23 protein-coding genes and 1 pseudogene are annotated in these 24,787 nt (G+C 64.4%); 10 read left to right on the forward strand and 14 right to left on the reverse strand.

Features of this window, described 5'->3' with window-relative positions; genetic code table 11:
- Positions 1-148: 148 nt before the first annotated feature.
- The 7 genes from AWB72_RS21945 to AWB72_RS21975 form a co-directional block, all read right to left on the reverse strand.
- Positions 149-679, reverse strand: a complete 531-nt coding sequence (locus AWB72_RS21945) for a diacylglycerol kinase (protein WP_374728914.1) — start codon at positions 677-679, stop codon at positions 149-151.
- Positions 637-1,668, reverse strand: a complete 1,032-nt coding sequence (locus AWB72_RS21950) for a glycosyltransferase family 4 protein (RefSeq protein WP_040051502.1) — start codon at positions 1,666-1,668, stop codon at positions 637-639. The genes AWB72_RS21945 and AWB72_RS21950 overlap by 43 nt, the downstream gene beginning before the upstream one ends.
- Positions 1,669-1,696: 28 nt before the next feature.
- Positions 1,697-2,608 carry a UDP-2,3-diacylglucosamine diphosphatase gene (locus tag AWB72_RS21955; RefSeq protein WP_040051503.1) on the reverse strand — a complete coding sequence of 304 codons (912 nt, stop codon included), beginning with the start codon at positions 2,606-2,608 and terminating at the stop codon, positions 1,697-1,699.
- Positions 2,609-2,699: 91 nt separating this feature from the next.
- The gene (locus AWB72_RS21960; RefSeq protein WP_040051504.1) at positions 2,700-3,215 is read right to left on the reverse strand and encodes an RDD family protein; all 516 of its coding nucleotides are present in this window, start codon (positions 3,213-3,215) and stop codon (positions 2,700-2,702) included.
- A gap of 10 nt (positions 3,216-3,225) precedes the next feature.
- The gene (locus AWB72_RS21965; RefSeq protein ID WP_040051505.1) at positions 3,226-3,978 is read right to left on the reverse strand and encodes a DUF3106 domain-containing protein; all 753 of its coding nucleotides are present in this window, start codon (positions 3,976-3,978) and stop codon (positions 3,226-3,228) included.
- Positions 3,979-4,019: 41 nt separating this feature from the next.
- A complete protein-coding gene (locus AWB72_RS21970) occupies positions 4,020-4,478 on the reverse strand; it encodes a DUF3619 family protein (protein ID WP_040051506.1) in 459 nt (152 codons plus the stop codon).
- Positions 4,475-5,035 (reverse strand): RNA polymerase sigma factor, encoded by a 561-nt coding sequence (locus tag AWB72_RS21975; protein ID WP_040051507.1) that lies wholly within the window; start codon positions 5,033-5,035, stop codon positions 4,475-4,477. The genes AWB72_RS21970 and AWB72_RS21975 overlap by 4 nt, the downstream gene beginning before the upstream one ends.
- Before the next feature lie 391 nt (positions 5,036-5,426).
- On the opposite strand from AWB72_RS21975, the gene AWB72_RS21980 reads away from it, so the two are divergent.
- The 5 genes from AWB72_RS21980 to pssA all read left to right on the forward strand — a co-directional run bounded on the left by AWB72_RS21980 (position 5,427) and on the right by pssA (position 10,510).
- Positions 5,427-7,190, forward strand: a complete 1,764-nt coding sequence (locus tag AWB72_RS21980) for an acetolactate synthase 3 catalytic subunit (RefSeq protein ID WP_040051508.1) — start codon at positions 5,427-5,429, stop codon at positions 7,188-7,190.
- 107 nt (positions 7,191-7,297) lie between these two features.
- Entirely contained in the window at positions 7,298-7,789 is a 492-nt protein-coding gene (gene ilvN, locus AWB72_RS21985; protein ID WP_008341906.1) for an acetolactate synthase small subunit, read from the forward strand.
- Between the two features lie 74 nt (positions 7,790-7,863).
- Positions 7,864-8,880, forward strand: coding sequence for a ketol-acid reductoisomerase (gene ilvC, locus AWB72_RS21990; protein WP_040051509.1), 1,017 nt, complete (start codon positions 7,864-7,866; stop codon positions 8,878-8,880).
- Between the two features lie 105 nt (positions 8,881-8,985).
- Entirely contained in the window at positions 8,986-9,630 is a 645-nt protein-coding gene (locus AWB72_RS21995) for a phosphatidylserine decarboxylase (RefSeq protein WP_040051510.1), read from the forward strand.
- 13 nt (positions 9,631-9,643) lie between these two features.
- A complete protein-coding gene (gene pssA / locus AWB72_RS22000; RefSeq protein ID WP_040051511.1) occupies positions 9,644-10,510 on the forward strand; it encodes a CDP-diacylglycerol--serine O-phosphatidyltransferase in 867 nt (288 codons plus the stop codon).
- Between the two features lie 80 nt (positions 10,511-10,590).
- Here the strand turns inward: pssA and AWB72_RS22005 are convergent, their stop codons facing one another.
- From AWB72_RS22005 to AWB72_RS22030, 7 genes and pseudogenes are all read right to left on the reverse strand, one after another.
- A complete protein-coding gene (locus AWB72_RS22005) occupies positions 10,591-11,301 on the reverse strand; it encodes a glycine zipper 2TM domain-containing protein (protein ID WP_040051512.1) in 711 nt (236 codons plus the stop codon).
- A gap of 232 nt (positions 11,302-11,533) precedes the next feature.
- Positions 11,534-13,060 (reverse strand): lysine--tRNA ligase, encoded by a 1,527-nt coding sequence (lysS, locus tag AWB72_RS22010; RefSeq protein ID WP_040051513.1) that lies wholly within the window; start codon positions 13,058-13,060, stop codon positions 11,534-11,536.
- An 88-nt stretch (positions 13,061-13,148) separates the two neighbouring features.
- A protein-coding gene (prfB, locus tag AWB72_RS22015; RefSeq protein ID WP_208863167.1) for a peptide chain release factor 2 occupies positions 13,149-14,253 on the reverse strand; the annotation gives its coding sequence in 2 pieces (ribosomal slippage) (positions 13,149-14,180 and positions 14,182-14,253; 1,104 coding nt in all).
- A 109-nt stretch (positions 14,254-14,362) separates the two neighbouring features.
- Positions 14,363-14,644: a hypothetical protein gene (locus AWB72_RS28630; protein WP_143754665.1), complete on the reverse strand. Its 282-nt coding sequence runs from the start codon at positions 14,642-14,644 to the stop codon at positions 14,363-14,365.
- A 72-nt stretch (positions 14,645-14,716) separates the two neighbouring features.
- A pseudogene (locus tag AWB72_RS29805) lies at positions 14,717-15,241 on the reverse strand (DUF5672 family protein); the annotation flags it as partial.
- Positions 15,242-15,391: 150 nt separating this feature from the next.
- Positions 15,392-17,092: a single-stranded-DNA-specific exonuclease RecJ gene (recJ, locus tag AWB72_RS22025; RefSeq protein ID WP_040051514.1), complete on the reverse strand. Its 1,701-nt coding sequence runs from the start codon at positions 17,090-17,092 to the stop codon at positions 15,392-15,394.
- A 25-nt stretch (positions 17,093-17,117) separates the two neighbouring features.
- On the reverse strand, positions 17,118-18,215 hold the full coding sequence (locus AWB72_RS22030) for a regulator (protein WP_087128707.1): 1,098 nt from the start codon (positions 18,213-18,215) through the stop codon (positions 17,118-17,120).
- A gap of 243 nt (positions 18,216-18,458) precedes the next feature.
- Here AWB72_RS22030 and AWB72_RS22035 point away from each other — a divergent pair, with 243 nt between their 5' ends.
- The 5 genes from AWB72_RS22035 to AWB72_RS22055 all read left to right on the forward strand — a co-directional run bounded on the left by AWB72_RS22035 (position 18,459) and on the right by AWB72_RS22055 (position 24,669).
- The gene (locus AWB72_RS22035) at positions 18,459-19,712 is read left to right on the forward strand and encodes a lipoprotein-releasing ABC transporter permease subunit (RefSeq protein ID WP_040051629.1); all 1,254 of its coding nucleotides are present in this window, start codon (positions 18,459-18,461) and stop codon (positions 19,710-19,712) included.
- Positions 19,705-20,418, forward strand: a complete 714-nt coding sequence (gene lolD, locus AWB72_RS22040) for a lipoprotein-releasing ABC transporter ATP-binding protein LolD (RefSeq protein ID WP_040051516.1) — start codon at positions 19,705-19,707, stop codon at positions 20,416-20,418. The genes AWB72_RS22035 and lolD overlap by 8 nt, the downstream gene beginning before the upstream one ends.
- A 24-nt stretch (positions 20,419-20,442) precedes the next feature.
- Complete coding sequence (locus tag AWB72_RS22045; protein WP_040051517.1) at positions 20,443-21,231, forward strand: TatD family hydrolase; 789 nt, start codon at positions 20,443-20,445, stop codon at positions 21,229-21,231.
- Positions 21,232-21,312: 81 nt separating this feature from the next.
- The gene (locus AWB72_RS22050; RefSeq protein WP_040051630.1) at positions 21,313-23,841 is read left to right on the forward strand and encodes a ComEC/Rec2 family competence protein; all 2,529 of its coding nucleotides are present in this window, start codon (positions 21,313-21,315) and stop codon (positions 23,839-23,841) included.
- Positions 23,842-23,853: 12 nt separating this feature from the next.
- On the forward strand, positions 23,854-24,669 hold the full coding sequence (locus AWB72_RS22055) for an alpha/beta fold hydrolase (protein ID WP_040051518.1): 816 nt from the start codon (positions 23,854-23,856) through the stop codon (positions 24,667-24,669).
- Positions 24,670-24,787 lie beyond the last annotated feature (118 nt).

Raw genomic sequence — 24,787 nt, forward strand, 5'->3', positions numbered from 1 at the left:
GCTCGCGAGCGTGCAGCGCGCGCCCGCGTCCGGTTCCGTTGCTATTTTTGAGAATATCGGACGATTATAAACTGCGCCTCTGCCGTTCCGGGCTTGGTTCCCGGGCGGGGTTTTCCCCTTTACGAGATGGTGTGGAAAAACGTTCGGATCACAGTGTGAGCCGTTCGAGCCACATGACGAACGCCGGTGCGAGCGGCCACAGGATCAGCGTCCAGGTGACGACGCACGTCGCGAGCGCGATCATCACGGCGCCGCTGCCGAAGTCTTTCGCGCGTTTCGAGAGTTCGTGGCGTTCGAGCGAAATGCGATCGATGGCCGCCTCGACGCTCGAATTCAGCAGCTCGACGATCAGCACCAGCAGCACCGATGCGATCAGCGCCGCGCGCTCGACCGGCGCGACCGGCACGATCAGGCTGCACGGCAGCAGAATGGCCGCGAGCGTCAACTCCTGCCGGAACGCGCTTTCCTCGCGAATCGCGACGCGAAATCCCGAAATGGAATTCTTCATCGCGTGCCACGCGCGGGTGACGCCGCGATTGCCTTTATAGGGATTGAAGGGCAGGTCGTCGGTGCTCAGCGGTTCGCCGCGTTCTTCTTCGTCGTCGTCGGCCCGCTGGTCGGCAAGCGCGCGACGCGTCATGCAGCCGCCCGGTCGGAACTCGGCGCGCGCGGCCCGAATCGCCGCAAGTGCGAGGCGAACTGCTCCGACGCCGCCCGCCACGAAAAGCGTTCCGCCCACGCACGGGCGTCGGCGCGATCGATCGTCAGCGCCTTGAGACACGCCTCGCGCAAGTCTTCGTCGAGCGCGCCGGGGCCGTGCTGGCCGAGCACGTCGATCGGGCCCGTCACCGGATACGCCGCCACGGGCGTGCCGCAGGCCATCGCTTCGAGGAGCACGAGGCCGAACGTATCGGTGCGGCTCGGGAACACGAAGACATCGGCGGCGGCGTAGACCTTCGCGAGTTCCGGCTGCGACAGCACGCCGAGATAGTTCACGTTCGTATAGCGCGACTTCAGTTCCGCGAGCGCCGGACCTTCGCCCGCAACCCACTTCGAACCGGGCAGATCGAGCTTCAGGAACGCCTCCACGTTCTTCTCGACGGCCACGCGCCCCACGTACAGAAAGATCGGCCGCGCGGTGTTGAGCACCTTCGAGTCCATCGGATGAAAGATGTCGAGATCGACGCCGCGCGTCCACAGCACGACGTTCGTGAATCCGTAGCGTTCGAGATCGTCCTTGACGACGGGCGTGGGCGCCATCACCGCCTGCGAGCGCCCATGAAACCAGCGCAGGAATCGATACGTGAGCGAAAGCGGAATGCCGAAGCGCGCCTTCACGTACTCGGGAAAGCGCGTGTGATACGCGGTCGTGAACGGCAGCTTGTGACGCAGCGCGTAGGCGCGCGCGGCAAGCCCGAGCGGTCCTTCGGTCGCGATATGCAGCGCGTCCGGTTCGAAGGCGTCGATGCGCTCGGCGACATGGCGGCGCGGCATCAGCGAAAGGCGAATCTCGGGATACGTCGGGCAGGGAATCGTCTTGAACTCGAGCGGCGTGAGCATTTCCACGCGATGTCCGAGCGCCATCAGTTCCTTGCCCGTGTTCTTGAGCGTTCGCACGACGCCGTTGACCTGCGGCTCCCATGCATCGGTCACGATCATGATTTTCATAGCGATTCCAGAAGGATGACGCGTGCGTTCAAACCGTGGCGCGCGTCTTGACGGGGCGTTGCTCTGGCGAGCGGATGACGGTCCAGTAGACGATCTTCAATTCGCCGTCGAAGGTCTCGACGAGCGCGGACAGGCTTTCGACCCAGTCGCCGTCGTTGCAATACAGCATGCCGTCGATGTCGCGGATTTCCGCCTTGTGGATATGACCGCACACGACGCCGTCGCAGCCGCGGCGTCGCGCTTCATCGGTCATCACGCGTTCGAACTGCGAAATGAAGTTGACCGCGTTCTTCACCTGATGCTTCAGGTACTGCGAGAGCGACCAGTAATTGAAGCCGAGCTTCGTGCGCACGCGATTGAACCAGCGGTTGAGCAAGAGGATCGCGGTGTACGCGGTGTCGCCGAGATAAGCGAGCCACTTCGCGTGCTGGATGACGCCGTCGAAGAGATCGCCGTGCACGATCCACAGCCGCTTGCCCGCGAGCGTGGTGTGGAACGCTTCGCCGCGCACGTGGATGTCGCCGAACGCGAGATCGCAGAACTGGCGCGCGGCTTCGTCGTGATTGCCGGGGATGTAGACGACCTGCGTGCCCTTGCGCGCCTTGCGCAGGATTTTCTGCACCACGTCGTTGTGCGCCTGTGGCCAGAACCAGCCTTTGCGCAACTGCCATCCGTCGATGATGTCGCCGACGAGATACAGATAATCCGAGTCGTGGTGCCGCAGAAAGTCGAGCAGATAGGACGCCTGGCATCCGCCGGAGCCCAGGTGGATGTCGGACAGCCAGATCGCCCGATAGCGATGCGGGCCGTCCGCGGAATCGCCTTCAGTGACCGGGTCGGACGTTTCGGGCGGACTGGACGGCAGCGTGACGCCGGTGCTGCGAAACCAGTAGGCCGGGGAGGGATCGATGGCCGGCGTGACAGACGAGTTCGAGGGCATTGGCTCGCGCATCGGGTTTCGGTATGCGCATTGCGCCACGCGGCCGTGACCGAGCCGTGACAGTCACGAGAAGTTCTTATTACGCGGGTTTTTATTTGCCGACGGATGCCTGCGCCGCGACGATGCGCGTGCCGGCCAGACGATCGTGCAGAAACTGGCGCGCCGGATCGAGAAAGACGGCGGCGGCCCAGAGCGCCACCCAGGCCGCGAACACGACGAGCGTCTGCGGCACGGCGAGCGAGAGGAGCGGATGCAGCGCGAGCGGCGGCAGGAACCACAGCCACGCGAGCGCGTAGCGGGCGAGGGCGCGGCCGGGTTTGACCGGCTGGCCGTGCGCATCGACGACCTTGAGGCGCCAGGTTTTCATCGGCAAGGTCTGGCCGCCGTGGGTCCAGAACCACACGAAATACGCGGCGAGCACGACGCCGATCCACGACATCAGCAGATTGTGATGCGTGAGCCCGTTGCGCTGCTGCGTGAGCGTGCTGAAGAGATAGCCGGCGAGGAACACCACGCCGAACAGGATGACGCCTTCGTAGACCATCGTCGCGAGACGGCGGCGCAGCGCGGGCGCGTGAAGCGGCGGGACGGTGGCGGGGGCGTTCACTGGGGCGCGCTCACGATCCGTTGTACATCGACGGCGCTTGCTGCGGGGAAACGGGAATCGGCGTGGCGGGAACGATGCTGGCCGCGTTCGGGATGGCCGGTTGCGACGGCATGGCCGGCACCGACGCGCCCGCACCCGATTGACCGCCCGCGTGCGCGGGACTGTGGCCCTGCTCGCGCGCGGTGACGAGCCGGTTGATGTCCTTCACTTCGGTCTTGCCGGTCGGCGGCGCGCTCACGACGGTCGGCCGGCGGTTATGCTCGCTCGCGGCGAGCTTTTTCTTCTGCTCTTCCGGCAGCTTCTGGTACGCGTCCCACGCCCGCTCGCGCTTGTCCAGCGGCACGGACTTCGACACCTGATAGTTTTCCCGCGCGACCTTGCGCTCGTCGGGCGTCATGCGAACCCACTCCTGCATCCGCTGATGCAGGCGTTTCTGCGCTTCCGGCGACATCCGGTGATAGCGCGACGCGATCTTCAGCCACTTCTGCTTGCGTTCGTCGCTGAAGGAATCCCACTGCGTGGCGAACGGCGCGAGCGCGACGCGCTGCGCATCCGTCAGCCGGCTCCAGGAAAGCGGATTCGACGACAGCGCGGCGAGCGGCAGGATTTCGGTATCCGCGCCGGTACTGGCGCCGATGGGCGCGGCGGCGGAGGCGGGCGCGGCGGCGGGGGACGAGTAGAAGCGCGGGTAAGTGGCGGCGAACGCGACCATACCCGCAATCGCGCAGCCGAAAACAATCGCGAGACCGCGCTTGTAACTCACCCGAAAATTCCCCCGCTTCGCTGTTGCTTGTTGACCGATGCTTAGTGATTGCGCGTCAGATACGCGTTGAAGCCGTGATCGAGATAGGCGTCGAGCGGCAGGCTGTCGCTCATCATGGCGGCGTCGATGTCGGCAAGTTCGGCCTTGCGCTGCTGGTCTTCCCAGTACGCGACGCCCGCGAGCGCGACGGCCAGCGCGACGACCGGCCAGGCCAGCCCGAAGCCGCCGAGCCGTGCGAAGAGGCTCTTGCGGGCGCGCTGATCGTCGCCGAGATCGCCCGCGCCGCCCAGACCGCCTGCCGCACCCGCGAAGGCCGGCGTGAAGGCGGGTGTGAACGCGGCGACGGCCACTTTCTCAGGCTTCTTGCGCGCAATGGCCGCGCGGCGCGCGAGCGCGAGGCGGTCGGCGGCTGCGGCGGGAATATTCGACGTGCTTTCGTCGAGCGCGCGAACGACCTTTAGCGCGAACTCGTTTTCGTTTGTTTCAAGAGCGGAACTCATAGCGTGATCCCTTTGGCTTTCAGGGCTTGCGCGAGTGCGTGCGTGGCGCGTGAACAGTGCGTCTTCACGCTACCCTCGGAGCAGCCCATCGCGGCGGCCGTCTCGGCGACATCCATATCTTCCCAGTAACGCATGAGAAAAGCTTCTCGTTGACGCGCCGGTAACTTCTGGATTTCCGCGTCGATCAGGTTCAGCACCTGTTCACGCTCCAGTCGGTTTTCGCTGCTCTCGCTGCCGGTGCCGCTTTCCGCTTCGAAAGTCTCGAGCGGATCGAATTCGTCGTCGTCCGCGCTGCCGAACGACGAGAACAGGCTCACCCAGGTGTTGCGCACCTTCTGACGGCGGAAGTAGTCGTGCGTCGCATTCTGAAGGATACGCTGGAACAAAAGCGGAAGCTCGGCGGGAGGACGGTCGCCGTACTTTTCCGCGAGCTTGATCATGGCGTCCTGGACGATGTCGAGCGCCGCGTCGTCATCGCGCACGGTGTAGACGGTCTGTTTGAACGCGCGTCTTTCGACGCCCGCCAGAAAGTCGGCGAGTTCCTTGTCTGATGCCATCCGTTGGGGACCCGGCGCAACGAATTTGCGTCGAAAGAGATTATGGAGTTGCAGGGAAACCTGCGGATGCTAGCAAATTTTCGCCGTCCCCGGAAACGCCGGGAGCAAATTGTTGCGCCGGGATGGCGCTCTTTTTCGCCCGTTGACCTGCGCGGCCGGCGGTTTTTCGGGTCGATGCCACCGATGCGGACAATCGTCGGGAAAATTTTCGCTTGACCCGTTTCGCGAAATCGGGATATCTTTTCCGACTCGCATCATAAAGTGAAATGTCTGCTTTGAGGCGAGCCCAAGAAGCACGCCTGTCAAACCAAGACGCGCCGCTTGAACCCGAGCCACAAGCCCGGCAGAGAGCACCCGATCAATTTTTTGCCGAAAATTCGAAAGGTGATGAATGAATATGCCCAGCGCGGAATTCTCCACGTCGGATACCACTCCCCCTCACGACGCTGACTCCATCGGCGGCACCGTGCTCATGCGCGCGCTCGCCGACGAGAACGTCGAGTTCATCTGGGGCTATCCCGGCGGCTCGGTACTCTACATCTACGACGAGCTGTACAAGCAGGACCAGATCCAGCACATCCTCGTGCGCCACGAGCAAGCCGCCGTGCACGCCGCCGACGCGTATTCGCGTTCCACCGGCAAAGTCGGCGTGTGCCTCGTGACATCGGGTCCGGGCGTGACCAATGCCGTCACCGGCATCGCCACGGCCTACATGGATTCCATTCCGCTCGTCGTCATCAGCGGTCAGGTGCCCACCGCGGCCATCGGCCTCGACGCGTTCCAGGAATGCGACACCGTCGGCATCACGCGTCCGTGCGTGAAGCACAACTTCCTCGTGAAGGACGTGCGCGATCTCGCCGCCACCATCAAGAAAGCGTTCTATATCGCCCGGACAGGCCGTCCCGGCCCCGTGCTGATCGACATTCCGAAGGACGTGTCGAAGGCGCCGTGCCAGTATGAGCCGATCAAGAGCGTGTCGCTGCGTTCGTACAACCCGGTGACGAAGGGCCACTCCGGCCAGATCCGCAAGGCCGTGCAACTGCTCTTGTCGGCGAAGCGCCCGTATATCTATACCGGCGGCGGCATCATCCTCGCGGATGCGTCGCGCGAGCTGAACCAGTTCGCCGATCTGCTCGGGTATCCCGTCACCAACACGCTGATGGGCCTCGGCGGCTATCGCGCGAGCGACAAGAAGTTCCTCGGCATGCTCGGCATGCACGGCACGTACGAAGCCAACATGGCGATGCAGAACTGCGACGTGCTGATCGCGATCGGCGCGCGTTTCGACGACCGCGTGATCGGCGATCCGAAGCATTTCGCGTCGTCGCCGCGCAAGATCATCCATATCGACGTCGATCCGTCGTCCATTTCCAAGCGCGTGAAGGTGGATATCCCCATCGTCGGCGACGTGAAGGAAGTGCTGAAGGAACTGATCGAGCAGCTTCAGCACGCCGAGCACGGCCCGGACGCGGCCGCGCTCAAGACGTGGTGGAGCGACATCGAAGGCTGGCGCGCGAAAGACTGCCTGGCGTATGACCGCAAGAGCGAGATCATCAAGCCGCAGTACGTCGTCGAAAAGCTCGCGGAACTGACCGACGGCAACGCGTTCGTCTGTTCGGACGTCGGCCAGCACCAGATGTGGGCGGCGCAGTTCTATCCGTTCAACAAGCCGCGCCGCTGGATCAACTCGGGCGGTCTCGGCACGATGGGCTTCGGCCTGCCGGCCGCGATGGGCGTGAAGATGGCCTATCCGGACGAGGACGTCGTCTGCATCACGGGCGAAGGTTCCATCCAGATGTGCATTCAGGAACTGTCGACGTGCAAGCAGTACAACACGCCCGTCAAGATCATTTCGCTGAACAACCGCTATCTCGGCATGGTCCGCCAGTGGCAGCAGATCGAATACAAGAAGCGTTACTCCAGTTCGTACATGGACGCGCTGCCCGATTTCGTGAAGCTCGCGGAAGCGTACGGCCATGTCGGCATTCGCGTCGAAAAGACGGCGGACGTCGAGCCGGCGCTGAAGGAAGCGCTGCGCCTGAAGGATCGCACCGTGTTTCTCGACTTCCAGACCGATCCCACCGAAAACGTATTCCCGATGGTGCAAGCCGGTAAAGGCATCACGGAAATGCTGCTCGGATCTGAGGATCTATAACGCGGCTTCGTCTCGCGAGGCTCGCGCGCGCCTGTCTTCACAAAGGACACGTGCTGCGCGCGGGTTTTTCGGATGAATGCCAACTGGACATACTCGGGAAAAACACAATGAAACACATCATCTCCGTTTTGCTGGAAAACGAGCCGGGCGCGTTATCGCGTGTCGTCGGTCTCTTTTCCGCGCGCGGCTATAACATCGAAACGCTGACGGTGGCGCCGACGGAAGACAGCTCGCTGTCGCGGCTGACCATCGTCTCCATTGGCTCGGACGACGTGATCGAACAGATCACGAAGCACCTGAACCGCCTGATCGAGGTGGTGAAAGTGGTCGACCTGACAGAGGGCGCCCACATCGAGCGCGAGCTGATGCTCATCAAGGTAAGGGCGGTCGGCAAGGAACGCGAAGAAATGAAGCGGATGGCGGATATCTTCCGCGGCCGCATCATCGACGTGACCGAAAAGACCTACACGATGGAACTGACGGGCGCGTCCGACAAGCTCGACGCGTTTATCCAGGCGCTCGACGCCACGGCGATCCTCGAGACGGTTCGCACGGGCAGCTCCGGCATCGGCCGGGGCGAGCGCATCCTCAAGGTGTAGGACCACACGCGATTCCAGATTCATTGCATCACGCAAATACACAACCCCGATTCAGGACCCAGCAAGGAACCACCATGAAAGTTTTCTACGACAAAGACGCCGACCTCTCCCTCATCAAGGGCAAGCAAGTGACCATCATCGGCTATGGCTCGCAAGGCCATGCGCACGCGCTGAACCTGAAGGAAAGCGGCGTGAACGTGACGGTCGGCCTGCGTAAGGGCGGCGCATCGTGGAGCAAGGCCGAGAACGCCGGCCTGCCGGTCAAGGAAGTGGCCGAAGCCGTGAAGGGCGCCGACGTCGTGATGATGCTGCTGCCCGACGAGCAGATCGCCGAGGTGTACAAGAACGAAGTGCACGCGAACATCAAGAACGGCGCAGCGCTCGCGTTCGCGCACGGCTTCAACGTTCACTACGGCCAGGTGATCCCGCGTGCGGATCTGGACGTCATCATGATCGCGCCGAAGGCTCCGGGCCACACGGTTCGCAACACGTACAGCCAGGGCGGCGGCGTGCCGCATCTGATCGCGGTGGCGCAAGACAAGTCGGGATCCGCGCGCGACGTGGCGCTCTCGTATGCGGCGGCGAACGGCGGCGGCCGTGCCGGCATCATCGAAACGAACTTCCGCGAAGAAACCGAAACCGACCTGTTCGGCGAGCAAGCGGTTCTGTGCGGCGGCACCGTCGATCTGATCAAGGCCGGCTTCGAAACGCTTGTGGAAGCGGGCTACGCGCCGGAAATGGCGTACTTCGAGTGCCTGCACGAACTGAAGCTGATCGTGGACCTGATCTATGAAGGCGGCATCGCCAACATGAACTACTCGATCTCGAACAACGCCGAGTACGGCGAGTACGTGACGGGTCCGCGCATCGTCACGGAAGAGACGAAGAAGGCGATGAAGGCCGTGCTGAAGGACATCCAGACCGGCGAGTACGCGAAGAGCTTCATCATCGAGAACCGCGCGGGTGCGCCGACGCTGCAATCGCGCCGCCGCCTGACGTCGGAGCATCAGATCGAGCAAGTGGGCGAGAAGCTCCGCGCGATGATGCCGTGGATCGCGAAGAACAAGCTCGTGGACCAGGCAAAGAACTAAGGTCCTCGCGTCACGTTTCTTGCTTCGCTGAAAGCCGCCCGGAAGCCGCTGTGCGCCGGGCGGCTTTTGCTATCCTACGGTTTTTAAAAAACACAGAACACGTTCATGAACTATCCTCATCCGATCATTGCCCGCGAAGGCTGGCCGTTCATCGCCATCGCGGCCGTCGTTGCCATTCTCGTGCAGGCGATCGGCGGCTTCGGCTTCGCCTGGATCTTCTGGCTGATCGTGATTTTCGTCGTCCAGTTTTTCCGCGATCCGCCGCGTCCCATTCCCACTCAGGCCAACGCGGTGCTGTGTCCGGCCGACGGGCGCATCGTCGCGGTCGAAACCGCGCACGATCCGTACGCGGGCCGCGAAGCGCTGAAGATCAGCGTGTTCATGAACGTGTTCAACGTGCACTCGCAACGTTCGCCCGTGGACGGCGCGATCACGAAGGTGCAGTACTTTCCCGGCGCGTATCTGAATGCGGCGGTCGACAAGGCGTCCACCGAGAACGAGCGCAACGCGATCGTGCTGCAGACGGCGGCGGGGCACACGGTGACGTCGGTGCAGATCGCGGGCCTGATCGCGCGACGCATCCTTTGCTACGTGCACGCGGGCGAGCCGCTCACGCGCGGCCAGCGCTACGGCTTCATCCGTTTCGGCTCGCGCGTCGACGTGTATCTGCCGGTCGGAAGCCGGCCGCGCGTGTCGATCGGCGAGAAAGTGTCCGCCTCGTCGACCATCCTCGCCGAGTTCGCGGAATAACGCGGGGGTTTCGATGGCGGCATTCAAGACGCGCCGTAACCGGGCGAACGCGACGCCGCCGCGCGCGTTCCGCCGCAACAAGGCCATTCAGGACGTCGGCGTCGTGGAGACACGGCGCGCGAAGCGGCAGCAGTTTCTGAAGAAGCGCGGCATCTATCTGTTGCCGAATGCGTTCACCACGGCCGCGCTGTTTTGCGGCTTCTTCGCCGTCGTTCAGGCGATGAACGTGCGTTTCGAGATCGCGGCCATCGCCATTTTCGTCGCGATGGTGCTCGACGGCATGGACGGCCGCGTCGCCCGCATGACGAACACGCAAAGCGCGTTCGGCGAGCAGTTCGATAGCCTCTCCGACATGGTGTCGTTCGGCGTCGCGCCGGCGCTCGTGATGTACGAATGGGTGCTGAAGGATCTCGGGCGCTGGGGCTGGCTCGCGGCGTTCGTCTACTGCTCGGGCGCGGCGCTTAGGCTCGCGCGGTTCAACACGAACGTCGGCGTGGTCGACAAGCGTTACTTCCAGGGCTTGCCTTCGCCGGCCGCGGCGGCGCTGATCGCCGGTTTCGTGTGGCTCGCAACGGATAACCGCGTACCGCTCAAGCTCGTGTGGCTGCCGTGGGTCGCGTTCGGACTGACGATTTACGCAGGCGTCACGATGGTATCGAACGCGCCGTTCTACAGCGGCAAGGCGCTCGACGTGCGGTATCGCGTGCCGTTCGCGGGCGTGCTGCTGATCGTGGTGGCGTTCGTCCTCGTATCGTCCGATCCGCCGGTCATGCTGTTCTGCCTGTTCGTGCTGTATGGCTTATCGGGATACGTCTGGTGGGCCTACATGGCGATACGCGGCAGGCCGAACCCCGCGCGCAGTTCGCAGCGGGATCACTGAAGCGCATTGTTCGATGCACAGGCGGCGGGTCGCAAAGCCCGCCGCTTTTTTTCGTCCTGCGCGTCGTCCGATCAAGCCGATCAACCTGCCTCGAGCACGCCATTGCGCACGCGCACATGCTGACCTTGCGCGAACGGCGGCTGCTGCTTGTACGTGAAGTAGCGCGTCTTGCCGTTTTCCATCCGCACGCGGACGGAATAATCGGTTTCGCTGCGGATGTGTTTTTCCACCGAATTGCCCGCGAGCCCGCCGCCGAGCGCGCCGAGCAAGGTCATCGCGGTGCGCCCGCTGCCGCGTCCGAACTGGTTGCCGACGACACCGCCCGCCACCGCGCCGCCCACCGCCCCGATGCCGGTGCCGTGCCCTTCGCGGCGCACGGCGGAAATCGCTTCGACGGTGCCGCAAGTCGAGCAGTACGCGGGTTTGGGCGGCGGCTGTTGCGCGTAGGAAGGCTGCGCGGGCGCTTGCTGAACAGCCTGCGGCGCGGCTTGCTGAACCGGTTGAGGCGCGGTTTGCTGCGGTGCTTGCTGCGCGAACTGCTGCGTCGGCGCGGGAACGGCCGGACTGACGACCGGCTGCTGCTGCGCGACCGCCGCGGTTTGAGTCTGCGGATTCTGCGCGGAAGTGCTGGACGCGCCCGGGAAAAGCCCGGTGATAGCGGCTGTCGCGGCCAGACTCGCGACGATAACCGCGCCCGCCGCCGTCGCGATGAGCGGATGCAGACGCCGCTGCGGCGGCTGGCCTGCGCCAGGCGAGGGCGATGGCGAAAACTTGTTGGTCCCGTTATCCATTTCGAACCTCCGTTCGAGGCGAACTACCGACTACTTTGATTTTGGTCGAAACGCCGGTGCGGCGCTTTTTCGAGTTGTAACTACCGTTTTCAAAGAAGCAGAAGCACATCCGATGCCACCCGGACGCGGCGAGCGCTTTTGGGTCCCGTACCTTCGGTTACAAGCACGCGGCCAGAAACAAAAAAGCGCGCCCCGAAGGACGCGCTTTTCAGCTGGCGAAACCGAGCTTCGCTCAGTCTTCGCGCCGCAGATGCGGGAACAGGATCACATCGCGGATGCTCGGGCTGTCGGTCAAGAGCATCACCAGACGGTCGATTCCGATGCCGCAACCGCCCGTCGGCGGCATGCCGTATTCGAGCGCGCGGATATAGTCGGCGTCGAAGTACATGGCTTCTTCGTCGCCGGCATCTTTCTGATCGACCTGCTTCTGGAAGCGCGCGGCCTGATCTTCGGGATCGTTCAACTCCGAGAAGCCGTTGGCGATCTCGCGCCCCGTGATAAACAGCTCGAAGCGCTCCGTGATGCCCGGCACGCTGTCCGATTCACGCGCGAGCGGCGATACTTCGATCGGGTAATCGACGATATACGTCGGTTCCCACAATTGCGATTCCGCCGTCTCTTCGAACAACGCCAGTTGCAGCGCACCGATGCCGGCGTTCAGAAACGCGGGCTGCGTGGTATCGACGCCGAATTTCTTGAGCTCCGCGCGCATGAAGACGCCGTCGTTCAACTGCTCGTCGGTGTAATTCGGCGCGTACTTCTGAATCGCCTGATTGATCGTCAGACGATGGAACGGCTTGCCCAAATCAAGCTCGCGCCCCTGATACGTGATGGTCGCGGTGCCGAGCGCATCGATCGCGGCCTGGCGGATCAGTTGCTCGGTGAAGTCCATGAGCCACTGATAATCGGTGTAGGCCGCGTAGAACTCCATCATCGTGAATTCCGGATTGTGACGCGGCGACACGCCTTCGTTCCGGAAATTGCGATTGATTTCGAACACGCGCTCGAAGCCGCCGACGATCAGCCGCTTCAGATAAAGCTCCGGCGCGATGCGCAGGAACATCTGCATGTCGAGCGCATTGTGATGCGTGGTGAATGGCTTGGCCGCCGCGCCGCCCGGAATGGGGTGCAGCATCGGCGTTTCGACTTCCATGAAGTTCGCGTGCGCCATGAAGTTGCGGATCGACGTGACCGCCTTCGTGCGCGCCATGAACGTCTTGCGCGATTCCGGCGTGACGATCAGATCGACATAACGCTGGCGATAACGCATTTCCTGATCGGCGAGGCCGTGGAACTTGTCGGGCAGCGGACGCAGCGCCTTTGACAGCAGACGCAATTCCGTGCAGCGCACCGACAGTTCGCCCTTGTTCGTGCGGAACAGCACGCCGCGCGCCGCGACGATATCGCCCAAGTCCCACTTCTTGAAGGCTTCGTACGTGTCCGCGCCAACGTCGGCGGGCGTCACGAAGAACTGAATCTGGCCGCTGCCGTCCTGAACCGTGGCGAAGCTCGCCTTGCCCATCACGCGCTTGAGCATCATGCGGCCGGCGAGCGCGACGGGCAGGGGATTCGCTTCGAGCGCTTCCTTGTCGGTGTCGGCGTATTCGCTTTGCAGCGCGGCCGCCTGATGCGTCGGGCGGAAGTCGTTCGGATAAGCGACGCCTTGCTCACGCAGCGAGCGCAGCTTGTCGCGGCGCTCGGCGATGATCTGGTTGTCTTCCAGTTCGGGAGCGGCGCTCGGTTGAGTCGGTTCGGTCATGATGATTCTTGGATTTTGATGCGAGGCGGATGCGCGTTGAGTCGAAACGAAGCGCGCGGATACCGGAGCCGATATCCGCGCCGGCGGTTTAAACGCCCTGTTTCAGGCTCGCGCTGATGAAGTCGTCGAGGTCGCCGTCGAGCACGGCGCGCGTGTTGCTCATTTCCACGCTGGTGCGCAGGTCCTTCACGCGGCTCTGGTCGAGCACGTAAGAACGGATCTGATGGCCCCAGCCCACGTCGGTCTTGCTCGATTCGAGCTTGTCCTGTTCGGCCTGGCGCTTGCGCATCTCGAATTCGTAGAGACGCGCCTTCAGCATCTGCATGGCTTCCGCGCGGTTGCGGTGCTGCGAGCGGTCGTTCTGGCACTGCACTACGATGCCCGTCGGCGCGTGCGTGAGACGCACGGCGGAATCCGTCTTGTTGATGTGCTGGCCGCCCGCGCCCGATGCGCGATACGTGTCCGTGCGAATATCCGCCGGATTGATTTCGATCTCGATGGAGTCGTCGATTTCCGGATACACGAACACCGACGAGAACGACGTATGACGCCCGCCCGACGAGTCGAACGGCGACTTGCGCACGAGGCGGTGAATGCCGGTTTCGGTGCGCAGATAGCCGTAGGCGTATTCGCCTTCGACCTTGATGGTCGCGCTCTTGATGCCGGCGACGTCGCCTTCGGATTCTTCGAGCACTTCGGTCTTGAAGCCCTTGCGCTCGCAGTAGCGCAGGTACTGGCGCAGCAGCATGGACGCCCAGTCGCACGCTTCGGTGCCGCCCGCGCCCGCCTGAATGTCGATGAAGCAGTTGTTCGGATCGGCCGGATTCGAGAACATCCGGCGGAACTCCATGTCTTCGACGCGCGCCTTGAGTGCATCGGCGTCCGCTTCGCAAGCGACGAGCGTGTCTTCGTCGTTTTCCTCGCGCGCCATGTCGAACAGATCCTGCGCGTCGCGCAGGTCGTTGCCGAGCGCGGTGAGCGTGGTCACGACGCCGTCGAGCAGCTTCTTCTCACGGCCGAGCGCCTGGGCGTTTTTCGAATCGTTCCAGACGTTCGGGTCTTCGAGTTCCTTGTTGACTTCGGCTAGACGCGCGGATTTGGCGTCGTAGTCAAAGATACCCCCGTAGCTCGCCCGCGCGGCGGCGCAGGTCGGCCAGAAGGCTTTCGATCGCGTTGAGACGTTCTGCTTCCATTGTCGATCTTCGGCTTCGTAAAAAGGTGCAATTATAGCCGATCGACGCCTTACGCCCGCTCCCAACCGCGCACGCGGAACGCGCGCCGGTGCGAGCGGCGCGGGTCTTTTCAACGCGCGTTCGCCGGCGCCTCGCGCAGTGCTTCGAGCGCCGCGATGTACTTTGCGGACTCTTCGGGCGTCGCCCCGATTTTCGGGTTGCGGAAAATCTCTTCGACTTGCGGTGCACCCACGTAAGTCCGCAATTTCGAATAGAGCGCGCTCGCGACCGCTGTTCTGCTTTGCTTGAGGCAACTCAGGCAAAGATCGATGAAATCGATGGTGAGCACCGAGCTTTGCCGGGCGTTTTGCGCGAAGAAAATCAGATCGTCGTCTTCGACGTGGCGATGCATATTGAAAACGCCATGAAATCCGAAGGTGCGCTCGCGCGGGCGGGTGAATTCGGCGGAAAACCGGTCGGCGATATGCTCGGGCGCGAAACGAATGCCGTATTCCGCTTCCAGCATCGGGCGATATGTCCGGCAGATCAGTTCATCTTCGACTTTATCCGAATGCGGCGTGAATCGTTCGTCGCTGGCGATAATCTGAAGAAGCCGTCTGGAACGCAACGTGAATCCGCCGTTCCCGACCGCCATGCCGTCATGGTGATTCGGCCAGCGCGCGCCGATGTAATCGTACGCGAGGAAATCGTCCGACCAGGCGGACGGATTGGCGACGAATCCGTCCCATTGAACGAGCAGCACCCAGGGCGTCGATATGTATTCGAGGAGTTGCCTCATGACGAAGACGCTATATTCTTCCCGGGATTTGATGCGCGGTATCAGGCCGATTCGCACATTCGCATCGATTCGTTCGTCGGTCAGGAGAATCGTATCGCCAAACAGGCAATGCCTTCTGGAAATATCGAGCGCCCGGGCGGCAAGCATGGGATTCAGGCAGTCCACTGCGCAAAGCGTGATATTGCGCAGGTTGATCTTTTCATTATTCATCGACAGGCAAAAGCATAGGCGTCCGCAATCGCGTGATTATATTTGCGCGGACCGCACATTCGCGACGATATTCGCGAAAATGAGAATTGACTGATTCGTGTCAATCAATTCCCGTATGCAATGCTTCTGGCCGTAGTTTCGCCGATGCAACTACGCCGCGTGCTCGACGATCAATTGCACGCGCGCCACGCCATTCCACGAATCGCTGACGAGCCGGTACGCGACGGTCGCGCGCGGCGGCAGCGGATCGACGTGATTGAACCAGATCGCGTTGAAGCGCTGCCGCCCGCGCACGAGTTGCAGCTTCAGATGCTTTTCCTTGACGAGCGCCTGCGAAGCCACGTCGAACTCGCCGGAGAACGTCGGCGCCGGAAAGCCCTGGCCCCAGACGGCGGCATCGAGCAGTTCCACGAACTGGGGCGTGAAATACGCGTCCTCCAGTTCGCCGTCGGTTTCGACGGTGCGCGCGAGGGCATCGGCGGTGAGCCATTCGCGGCCCACGCGCTCGAACGCGTCGGTGAAGCGCGCAATGTCCGCGGTGGCGAGCGTCAGGCCCGCCGCCATCGCGTGGCCGCCGAACTTGTGGATGAGGCCGGGCTCGCGCTTGCTGATCAGATCGACGGCGTCGCGCAGATGGAAGCCCGGAATCGAGCGGCCGGAGCCTTTCGAGAGCGTGCCGGCGTCGTCGGCGTGCGCGAACGTAAACGACGGCCGATGAAACCGCTCCTTCAGCCGACCCGCGACGATGCCGATCACGCCCTGATGCCAGCCCGGATCGAAGAGCGTGAGCGTCGCGCGCTCGCCAGGCTGAAAGTTCTGCAGTTCCGCGAGCGCCTGCTGCTGCATGCCGGCTTCGATTTCGCGCCGCTCGCGATTCATCGAATCCAGTTGCTGCGCGAGTTCCCACGCGCGGCCGATGTCGTCGGTCGTCAAACATTCGATGCCGAGCGACATGTCCGAGAGCCGTCCCGCCGCGTTCAGCCGCGGCCCCAGCGCGAAGCCGAGATCGAAGCCGGATGCCGCGCGCGCATCGCGGCCCGCCGCGCGAAAGAGCGCCGCGATGCCCGGCTGCATGCGTCCCGCGCGAATCCGCTTCAAGCCTTGCGCGACGAGAATCCGGTTGTTCGCATCGAGCTTCACGACATCCGCGACGGTGCCGAGCGCGACGAGATCGAGCAGGCCGTCCAGACGCGGCTCCGGCGCGTTCTCGTAAGCGCCGCGACGGCGCAACTCGGCGCGCAGCGCGAGCAGCACGTAGAACATCACGCCCACGCCCGCGATGCACTTGCTCGGAAACGCGCAGCCCGGCTGGTTCGGATTGACGATCGCGCGCGCGGCGGGCAGTTCGTCGCCGGGCAGGTGATGATCGGTCACGAGCACGTCGATGCCGAGCGCATTCGCCGCCGCGACACCCTCGACGCTGGCGATGCCGTTATCGACGGTGATCAGCAGTTCGGGCAGTCCGAGCGGCGAGCGCGCGGCCAGTTCGACGATTTCCGGCGTCAGTCCGTAGCCGTATTCGAAGCGATTCGGCACCAGATAGTCGATGCTTGCGCCGAACATCCGCAAGCCGCGCACCGCGACGGCGCAGGCGGTCGCGCCGTCGCAGTCGTAATCCGCGACGACGAGCATGCGCTTCTTTGCGGCGAGCGCATCGGCGAGCACGACGGCGGCATCGTCGCAACCTTTCAGGCCGACGGGCGCGTGCAGGCGCTTGAATTCGGTCTCGATTTCGTCGGGCGACGTGACACCGCGCGCCGCGTAGAGCCGCGCGATCACGGGATGCAGGCCGTGGCGCATCAGCGCTTCGGCGTCGGCGGGGGAGGAAGCGCGCGTAACGATTCGCGTCATTCGGGGTTCGCCTTTATTCGATGCTTTATTCGATGAAGAGCGCCGCGATCGGCCGGCGACGCCAGAACTTGCGCAAGTCGGCGCGCGTGACGGAGAGCGTGACCGAGCCGGTGTCGCCGCAGAGCGTGAGGCCGAAGCGCTTGAGCGAGCCGTTCGCGAGCGCGTTCAGCGCGGGCGCGAACCAGTCGTTCTCGAGCGCCTTCAGCGACGCGTTCCAGCGCGCCCAGTCCTGCTCGATGAACGGCGCGGAAAACGGATCGAGTTCGACGAGCGTGGCGCCTTCGGTGTTCTTGTCGGCCAATGCGGCGAGGCTTTCGGGCGATCGCTCCGGCGCGACGCCCGCGGCGATCGCAAGCCCGCGCGTCGCGGCGGCATCCGACATCACGCGCGCGAACGGGCTCGTCACGGGACGCATCGCGCCTTGTGCGTGCAGCCAGATGGAATTGATCGCCGGCAGTCCGCGCGACTCGCGGTCGACATTGAGCGGATGCTCGAACCACGCCATCTGCACTTCGTTCTGCAGCTTCATCCAGGCGCGCGAGCGTTCTCCGGTGCGGGCTTCGTGCGGCAGCCAGATTTCGATGTTGCGCCCCGTCGCGCGCAACGGCGATGCGCCCGCGAGCGCGCCGAGCGCCTCGCCGGACACGTACCAGCGCAGCGGCGTGGGCGCTTGCAGCACGATGCCGAGATCTTCGATGACCGGCCGCGCCGTTTCCAGCAACGCGCGCGCTTCCTCGGTACGCACGCCGAGCGTGGCGGGATCGATCAGCACGAGATGATCGTGCGCGATCCGCACGTGGACCGGCTCGATGCAGGCCCAGAGCGCATCGCCGGGCGTGCCGCCATCGGCGAGCAGCATGAAGGGAGCGAGCGGGGCGTCGTCGGCGTGACGTTGGCCCGCGCTCGATGCGACCGCGCCGAAGCGTTGCGCGATCCAGCGTTCGTGCGGCAGCGTGCGCTGAAAGTCTTCGCCGATCACGCGCTCTTCGAGCGTGGCGCGGGCGAGCAGTTTGTCGAGCGCCGCGCTTTCCAGTCCGTGCAATGCGGTGGCGGCGTCCGCGGCCGAGGGCAGCGCGAACGGCAGCAGAAGATGAAGGTCGGGAACGGGCATGATGGTCGGCATTGTAGGGCAAAGCGTGGGGCTGGATCGGGCGCGCGCCGCGCGAGTTTGTCCGTCGAAATGGCCGTTCGGGAGCCGGCCGAATGGCTAACGCGCGCTGTCGGCTGTTACGGCGCATTCGTCACCTATGGCAAACTTTCGCAAATTTCGGCCATGCGTTGCATCGGCGAGATGACCGTCAGGCCGCAACAAAGCGCAACACCAACGAGCAACACCAACGCAGCACTCGCAGAAGAAAGGATTCGCTTGAAACTCCCGTACGAATGGCAGATTGGCTGGCGCTACACACGCGCCAGCAAACGCACCACAGGCAACGGCTTCATCTCCTTCATCGCGCTCGTGTCGATGGCGGGCATCGCCCTCGGCGTCGCAGCGCTGATCGTCGTGTTGTCGGTCATGAACGGCTTCCAGAAGGAAGTGCGCGACCGCATGCTGTCGGTGCTCGCGCACGTCGAGATCTTTTCGCCGACCGGCTCGATGCCCAACTGGCAACTGACCGCGCAGGAAGCGCGCCGCAATCCCGAAGTGATCGGCGCGGCGCCTTATGTCGAGGCGCAGGCGCTGCTCACGCGGCAAGGCGCGGTGAGCGGCGTCGCGCTGCGCGGCGTGGAGCCGTCGCTCGAGCCGCAAGTGTCGGATATCGGCAAGGAAATGCGCGCGGGCAAGCTCGCGGATCTCGTGCCGGGCGAATTCGGCATCGTGCTCGGCGGCGATCTGGCGACGAATCTCGGCGTGATGACCGGCGACAAGATCACGCTCGTCGCGCCCGAAGGCACCATCACGCCGGCTGGCATGATGCCGCGCCTGAAGCAGTTCACGGTCGTCGGCATCTTCGAATCGGGACACTATGAATACGACTCGACGCTCGCGCTCATTTCGATGCGCGACGCCGAAGCGCTCTTCCGCCTGCCCGCGCCGACCGGCGTGCGCCTGCGCCTGAAGGACATGCAGCGCGCGCCCGAAGTCGCGCGGCAACTGTCGCACACGCTGTCCGGCGATCTTTATATCCGCGACTGGACGCAGCAGAACAAGACGTGGTTCTCCGCCGTGCAGATCGAAAAGCGCATGATGTTCATCATCCTCACGCTGATCATCGCGGTGGCGGCGTTCAATCTGGTGTCGTCGCTCGTGATGACCGTCACCGACAAGCAAGCCGATATCGCCATTCTTCGCACGCTCGGCGCGCAGCCCGGCTCGATCATGAAGATATTCGTGGTGCAGGGCGTGACCATCGGCTTCATCGGCACGGCGCTCGGCGTCTCGCTCGGCTGCCTGATCGCGTGGAGCATTCCGTGGCTCGTGCCGATGATCGAGCATCTGCTCGGCGTGCAATTCCTGCCGCCTTCGGTTTATTTCATCAGCGAACTGCCGTCGGAACTCGTGCCGGGCGATGTCGCGAAGATCGGCGTCATTGCGTTCCTGCTTTCGTCGCTCGCCACGCTCTATCCGAGCTGGCGCGGCGCGAAGGTCCGTCCGGCGGAGGCGCTGCGCTATGAGTGACATGATTCCAGACAACAACATCGTGCTGCACGCAACGGCGATTTCGAAGACCTTCGTGCAGGGCGGCTTCAATGTGCAGGTGCTCGACAACGCGCAACTCGAAGTGCGGCGCGGCGAGAAGCTCGCGATCGTCGGCGCGTCCGGCTCCGGCAAGAGCACGCTTTTGCATGTGCTCGGCGGACTCGACGAACCGAGCGCGGGCAAGGTCTCGCTGCTCGGCAAGCCTTTCACGGAGCTGAAGGAAAAGGAGCGCAACGACCTGCGCAATCGCGCGCTCGGCTTCGTGTATCAGTTCCATCATCTGCTGCCGGAATTCACCGCGCTCGATAACGTCGCGATGCCGCTGCGCATCCGCCGCATGTCCGAGGACGCCGCGCGCAAAGAGGCGATGGGCATGCTGGAGCGCGTGGGCATCGGGCATCGCGCGAAGCATCGGCCAGGCGAACTGTCGGGCGGCGAGCGGCAGCGCGTGGCGATCGCGCGGGCGCTGGTCACGCGTCCTGCGTGCGTGCTCGCCGACGAACCCACCGGCAATCTCGACGGCGGCACCGCCGATACCGTCTTCAACCTGATGCTCGAACTGTCGCAGACGCTGGAGACGAGCTTCGTGATCGTCACGCACGATCCCGATCTCGCCGCGCGCTGCGACCGCATCATGCGTCTGCGCGACGGCGTGCTGCACGAAGAGCCGTCGGTGCCGGTCTGAACGCTGCGGGACGCGGAGAACGCCATGTGGATCGATACGCACTGTCATCTCGATGCCTCGGAGTTCGACGCGGACCGCGACGACGTCGCCCGCGCGGCGTTCGATGCGAGCGTGCGGCGTATCGTGATTCCCGGCGTCGAGCGCGCGAACTTCGATACGGTGCGCGCGCTCGCGCATCGCGTGAAAGGCGGGGCATATGCGCTCGGCATCCATCCGCTTTTCACGCCGCGCGCCACCGACGACGACCTGCGCGTGCTGCGCGACCAGATCGCCGCGAGCCTCGACGATCCGCGTTTTGTCGGCATCGGCGAAATCGGGCTGGATTATTTCGTGCCGACGCTCGACGACGCGCGTCAGCAGTTCTTCTACTACGAGCAACTGAAGCTCGCGCGCGAATTCGGTCTGCCGGTCATTTGCCACGTGCGCAAGTCGCAGGACAAGGTGCTGAAGGGCTTGCGCGTGCACGACATTCATTGCGGCATCGCGCATGCGTTCAACGGCAGCTTCCAGCAGGCCGAGGCGTTCATCGCGCAGGGCATGCATCTCGGCTTCGGCGGCAATCTCACTTTTGAGCGCGCGCGGCAGATCCGGCGGCTGGCGGCGGAACTTCCGCTCGATGCGATCGTGCTCGAAACCGATGCGCCCGATATCGCGCCGGCCTGGCGCTACAAGGGACGCAACACGCCGGATCAGGTCGCGGGCATCGCGAAGGTGCTGGCGGAGCTGCGCGGCATCGACGAAAACGCGCTTTCCATAGGCACAACGGCTAACGCTCACGCGGCGCTGCCCCGGCTCGCGCTCGCTTCTTCATAATCGTCGGCAAGTTGCATTCGATTCGGATGGCTAACGTTATCCGAAGCGAATGCGTTCGTCTCGACGATGGAAGAGGAAAGCGTGCGTGCGGTATTGCTGGGGTTTGCGTTGGGCGTCTGGTGGCTGCAGCAACAGGCGGATTTGCCGGGCTGGCGCGGCTGGGGAATGTGCTTCCTGATTTTCAGCGTCGCGGTCATGGCGAGGCGTCGTTTCGGCGTTCGCGTGTTCGTGCTGGCGGCGATCGTCGCGGGATTCGCGTATGCGGCGTTGCGTGCCGAAGTGCGCTTGCAGCCGCATTTGCCGGTTGAATACGAGCAGCGCGATATCGAAATGACCGGCTTCGTGCGCGGATTGCCGGAGCCGCAAGAGGAGGGCACGCGGTTTCTTTTCGAGGTCGAAGCGAACGGGGCGGGGCTGCGCGACTTTCCGCACATCGTCCGGCTGCTTTGGGCGCCCACCGCGCCGCTCGTTGCGCCTGCGCTTCGCGCGGGTCAGCGCTGGACGCTGACCGCGCGGCTCAAGCGCCCGCATGCCAACGCCAATTTCCTGTTGCGCGATGGCGAAGTGAGCCTCCTTGAGCAGGGCATTCGCGCGACGGGATCGGTGTCGCTCACGCGTGCGCCGCGCAGGCTTCACGCCGATGCCATCGGTCCGCGCCTTGCCATCGACCGATGGCGGGCGCATATCCGCGATCGCATCGAGACCGTGCTCGGCGATGCGCCGCATCGCGGGATCATCGTCGCGCTGGCGGTGGGCGCGCAGGCATCCGTCAGCGACGACGACTGGGCCGTCATGCGCGCGACCGGCACGAGTCATCTCGTCGCGATCTCGGGGCTTCATATCGGATTCGTCGCGGGACTGGCGGCGCTGGCTTGCGGCTTCGTGTGGCGGCGCATCGCGTGGCGCGGCTTGCCGGGGCCGCTGTGGCTCGCCACGCCGAAGGTCGCGGCGTTCGGCGCGGCATCGTTCGCGGCGGTGTATGCCGCGCTCGCCGGCTTCAATGTGCCCGCGCAGCGCACGTTGTGGATGCTGCTGGTGTTCGCCGTCGCGTATGTCGGCGGGCGGCGGCCGGCGTCGTCGCTCGTGCTCGCGTGGGCGCTCGCGCTCGTGCTGATCGTCGATCCGTGGGCGGTGACATCGCCCGGATTCTGGCTGTCCTTCTGCGCGGTGGCGGCGATTTTGCACGCGATCGCGGCGTACGGCAGGCGGGCGTCGAAAGCGCGAGTGGATGATGACGACGATTGGCTGGCAGGCCTCGAGGCGCGCGATCCGATATTGCCGGACGAAGTCGAGAGCGTATCGAATCAAGCCGCGCGACCGATCGCTGCAACATCGAAGCGAAAACGCCTTGCATCGGCATGGCGCCGCGCGGCTTTCAAACTGCACGCTCACATCAAATCAAGTGCCCGCGTCCAATACGCCGTCACGCTCGCACTCGCGCCGCTGACCGCTTACTGGTTCTCGCAAATCCCGCTGATCGGTCCGCTCGCCAATGCAATCGCGATCCCGTGGACGAGCTTCGTCGTCACGCCCGCGACGCTCGCCGGCCTGATCCTTCCTGCGCCCATCGATGCGCCCGCGTTCCACTTAGCCCATGCCGCGCTTTCCGTTCTCTGCGATGCCCTCGCGCGCTTCGCCGATGCCGGCCCCGCGTGGTTCCTCTGGCATCTGCCGCAGCCGACGCCGTTCGCGCTCGTGGCCGCGCTCGCCGGAAGCGCGTGGGCGCTCGCGCCGCGCGGCTGGCCGTTGCGCTTCGCCGCGCCGCTGACCTGGCTGCCGCTGCTCGCGCCCGCACCCGCGCCGCACGTCGCTGCGCACGGCGCGTTCCGCATCACGGCGCTCGATATCGGCCAGGGTTCGGCGCTCGTCGTCGAAACGGAGAAGCACGCGCTGCTCTTCGATGCCGGCCCCGGCCCCGAATCGACGCACGCCGGCGAGCGCATCGTCGCGCCGTATCTGCTCGCGGCGGGCCTGCATTCGCTCGATGCGCTCGTCATCAGCCATTCCGATTCCGACCATTCGGGCGGCGCGCCGGCGGTGCTGCAATCGATCGGCGTGCGGCAACTGCTCGCATCGCTTCCCTCGAGCGACGGGCTCTGGTCCAACGCCGGCAAGCGCGGCAGCGACACGCTGCGCTGCGCGGCGGGCCAGCGCTGGACATGGGACAGCGTCGAATTCCGCGTGCTTTGGCCGGACGCCGGCCCGCTGACCGGCAAGCCGAATCATCAGGCGTGCGTGCTCAAGGTGACAAACGCAGCGGGCCGCGTCGCGCTTTTCACCGCCGACATCGAAGCCGACGTCGAACGGACGCTTCTCGCGCGCGATCCATCCGCGTTGCGCGCCGATGTCCTCATCGTTCCGCATCACGGCAGCCGCACGTCATCAACCGAGCCTTTCCTCGATTCTGTCGGGCCGCTCGCCGCGGTATTTCAGGTAGGCTATCGCAACCGTTTTCATCATCCGAACCCGACGGTGTACGCGCGCTATCGCATGCGGGGCATCGCGCTCACGCGCAGCGACGAGGACGGCGCGGCGCGCATCGACATGGGCTCGGACATCGTGCTCGAACGCTTCCGGCAAACGCACGCACGCTACTGGATGAGCCAATAAAAAAGGACCCGCTTGAAGGACATCATCCATTTCTCGCACGCGAACGGCTTTCCGGCGTCGACGTATCGCACGGTATTCGCCGAACTCGCCGACGATTACGAGATCCGCAGCATCGAACGGTACGGCCACGACCCGCGCTTTCCCGTGACGCGCGACTGGCCCTATCTCGTCGACGAACTCATCGACGACATGAGCCGCCACCGCGAAGCAGCGGGCGGCGCGCATCCGAAAGTGTGGCTCGTCGGGCATTCGCTCGGCGGCTATCTGTCGCTGATGGCGGCGATCAAGCGCCCGCAGTGGGTGAAGGGCGTCGTCATGCTGGATTCGCCGGTCATCGCGGGCTGGCGCAGCGGCCTTCTGCGCGCGATGCAGCGAACCGGGCTCGACGAACGCCTGTCGCCCGCCGCCGCGACGAAAAAGCGGCGCACGCGCTGGGCGAGCCGCGACGAAGCGTGGCGTCATTTCCGCGCAAAACCCGCGTTCGCGCGATGGGACGAGCGGATGCTCTCGGATTACATCGACTTCGGCATGCCTTCGACGCACGCCGACGGCACGCGCACGCTCGCCTTCGACCGGCAAGTCGAATACCTCATCTACCGCACGCTGCCGCATACGCTCGGCGCGCGGCTCGCGCATGGCGCGCCGGTGCCGGTCGGGTTCGTCGCGGGCACGCATTCCACGGAAGTGCGGCAGGTCGGACTCGCGATGACGCGGCGCATCGCGGGCGAGCACGTGGAGTGGATCGAAGGCAGCCATCTCTTTCCGATGGAGCGGCCCATCGAGACGGCGCGCGCGGTGCGGCGGCTCATCGTCGCCATGCAGCGATGACGCAAAACGAACCCGACGCAGCCGGTATGAATCGCGTTAAAAGAAGCGCGCGAGATGCGGGTTTCCCCCGGTCGGGCGGTAGGTCGCGGACGGCCTTTACGGTATAATCCGTTTTTCC

It is taken from the genome of Caballeronia concitans, from assembly GCF_001544615.1.
GTDB lineage: Bacteria > Pseudomonadota > Gammaproteobacteria > Burkholderiales > Burkholderiaceae > Caballeronia > Caballeronia concitans.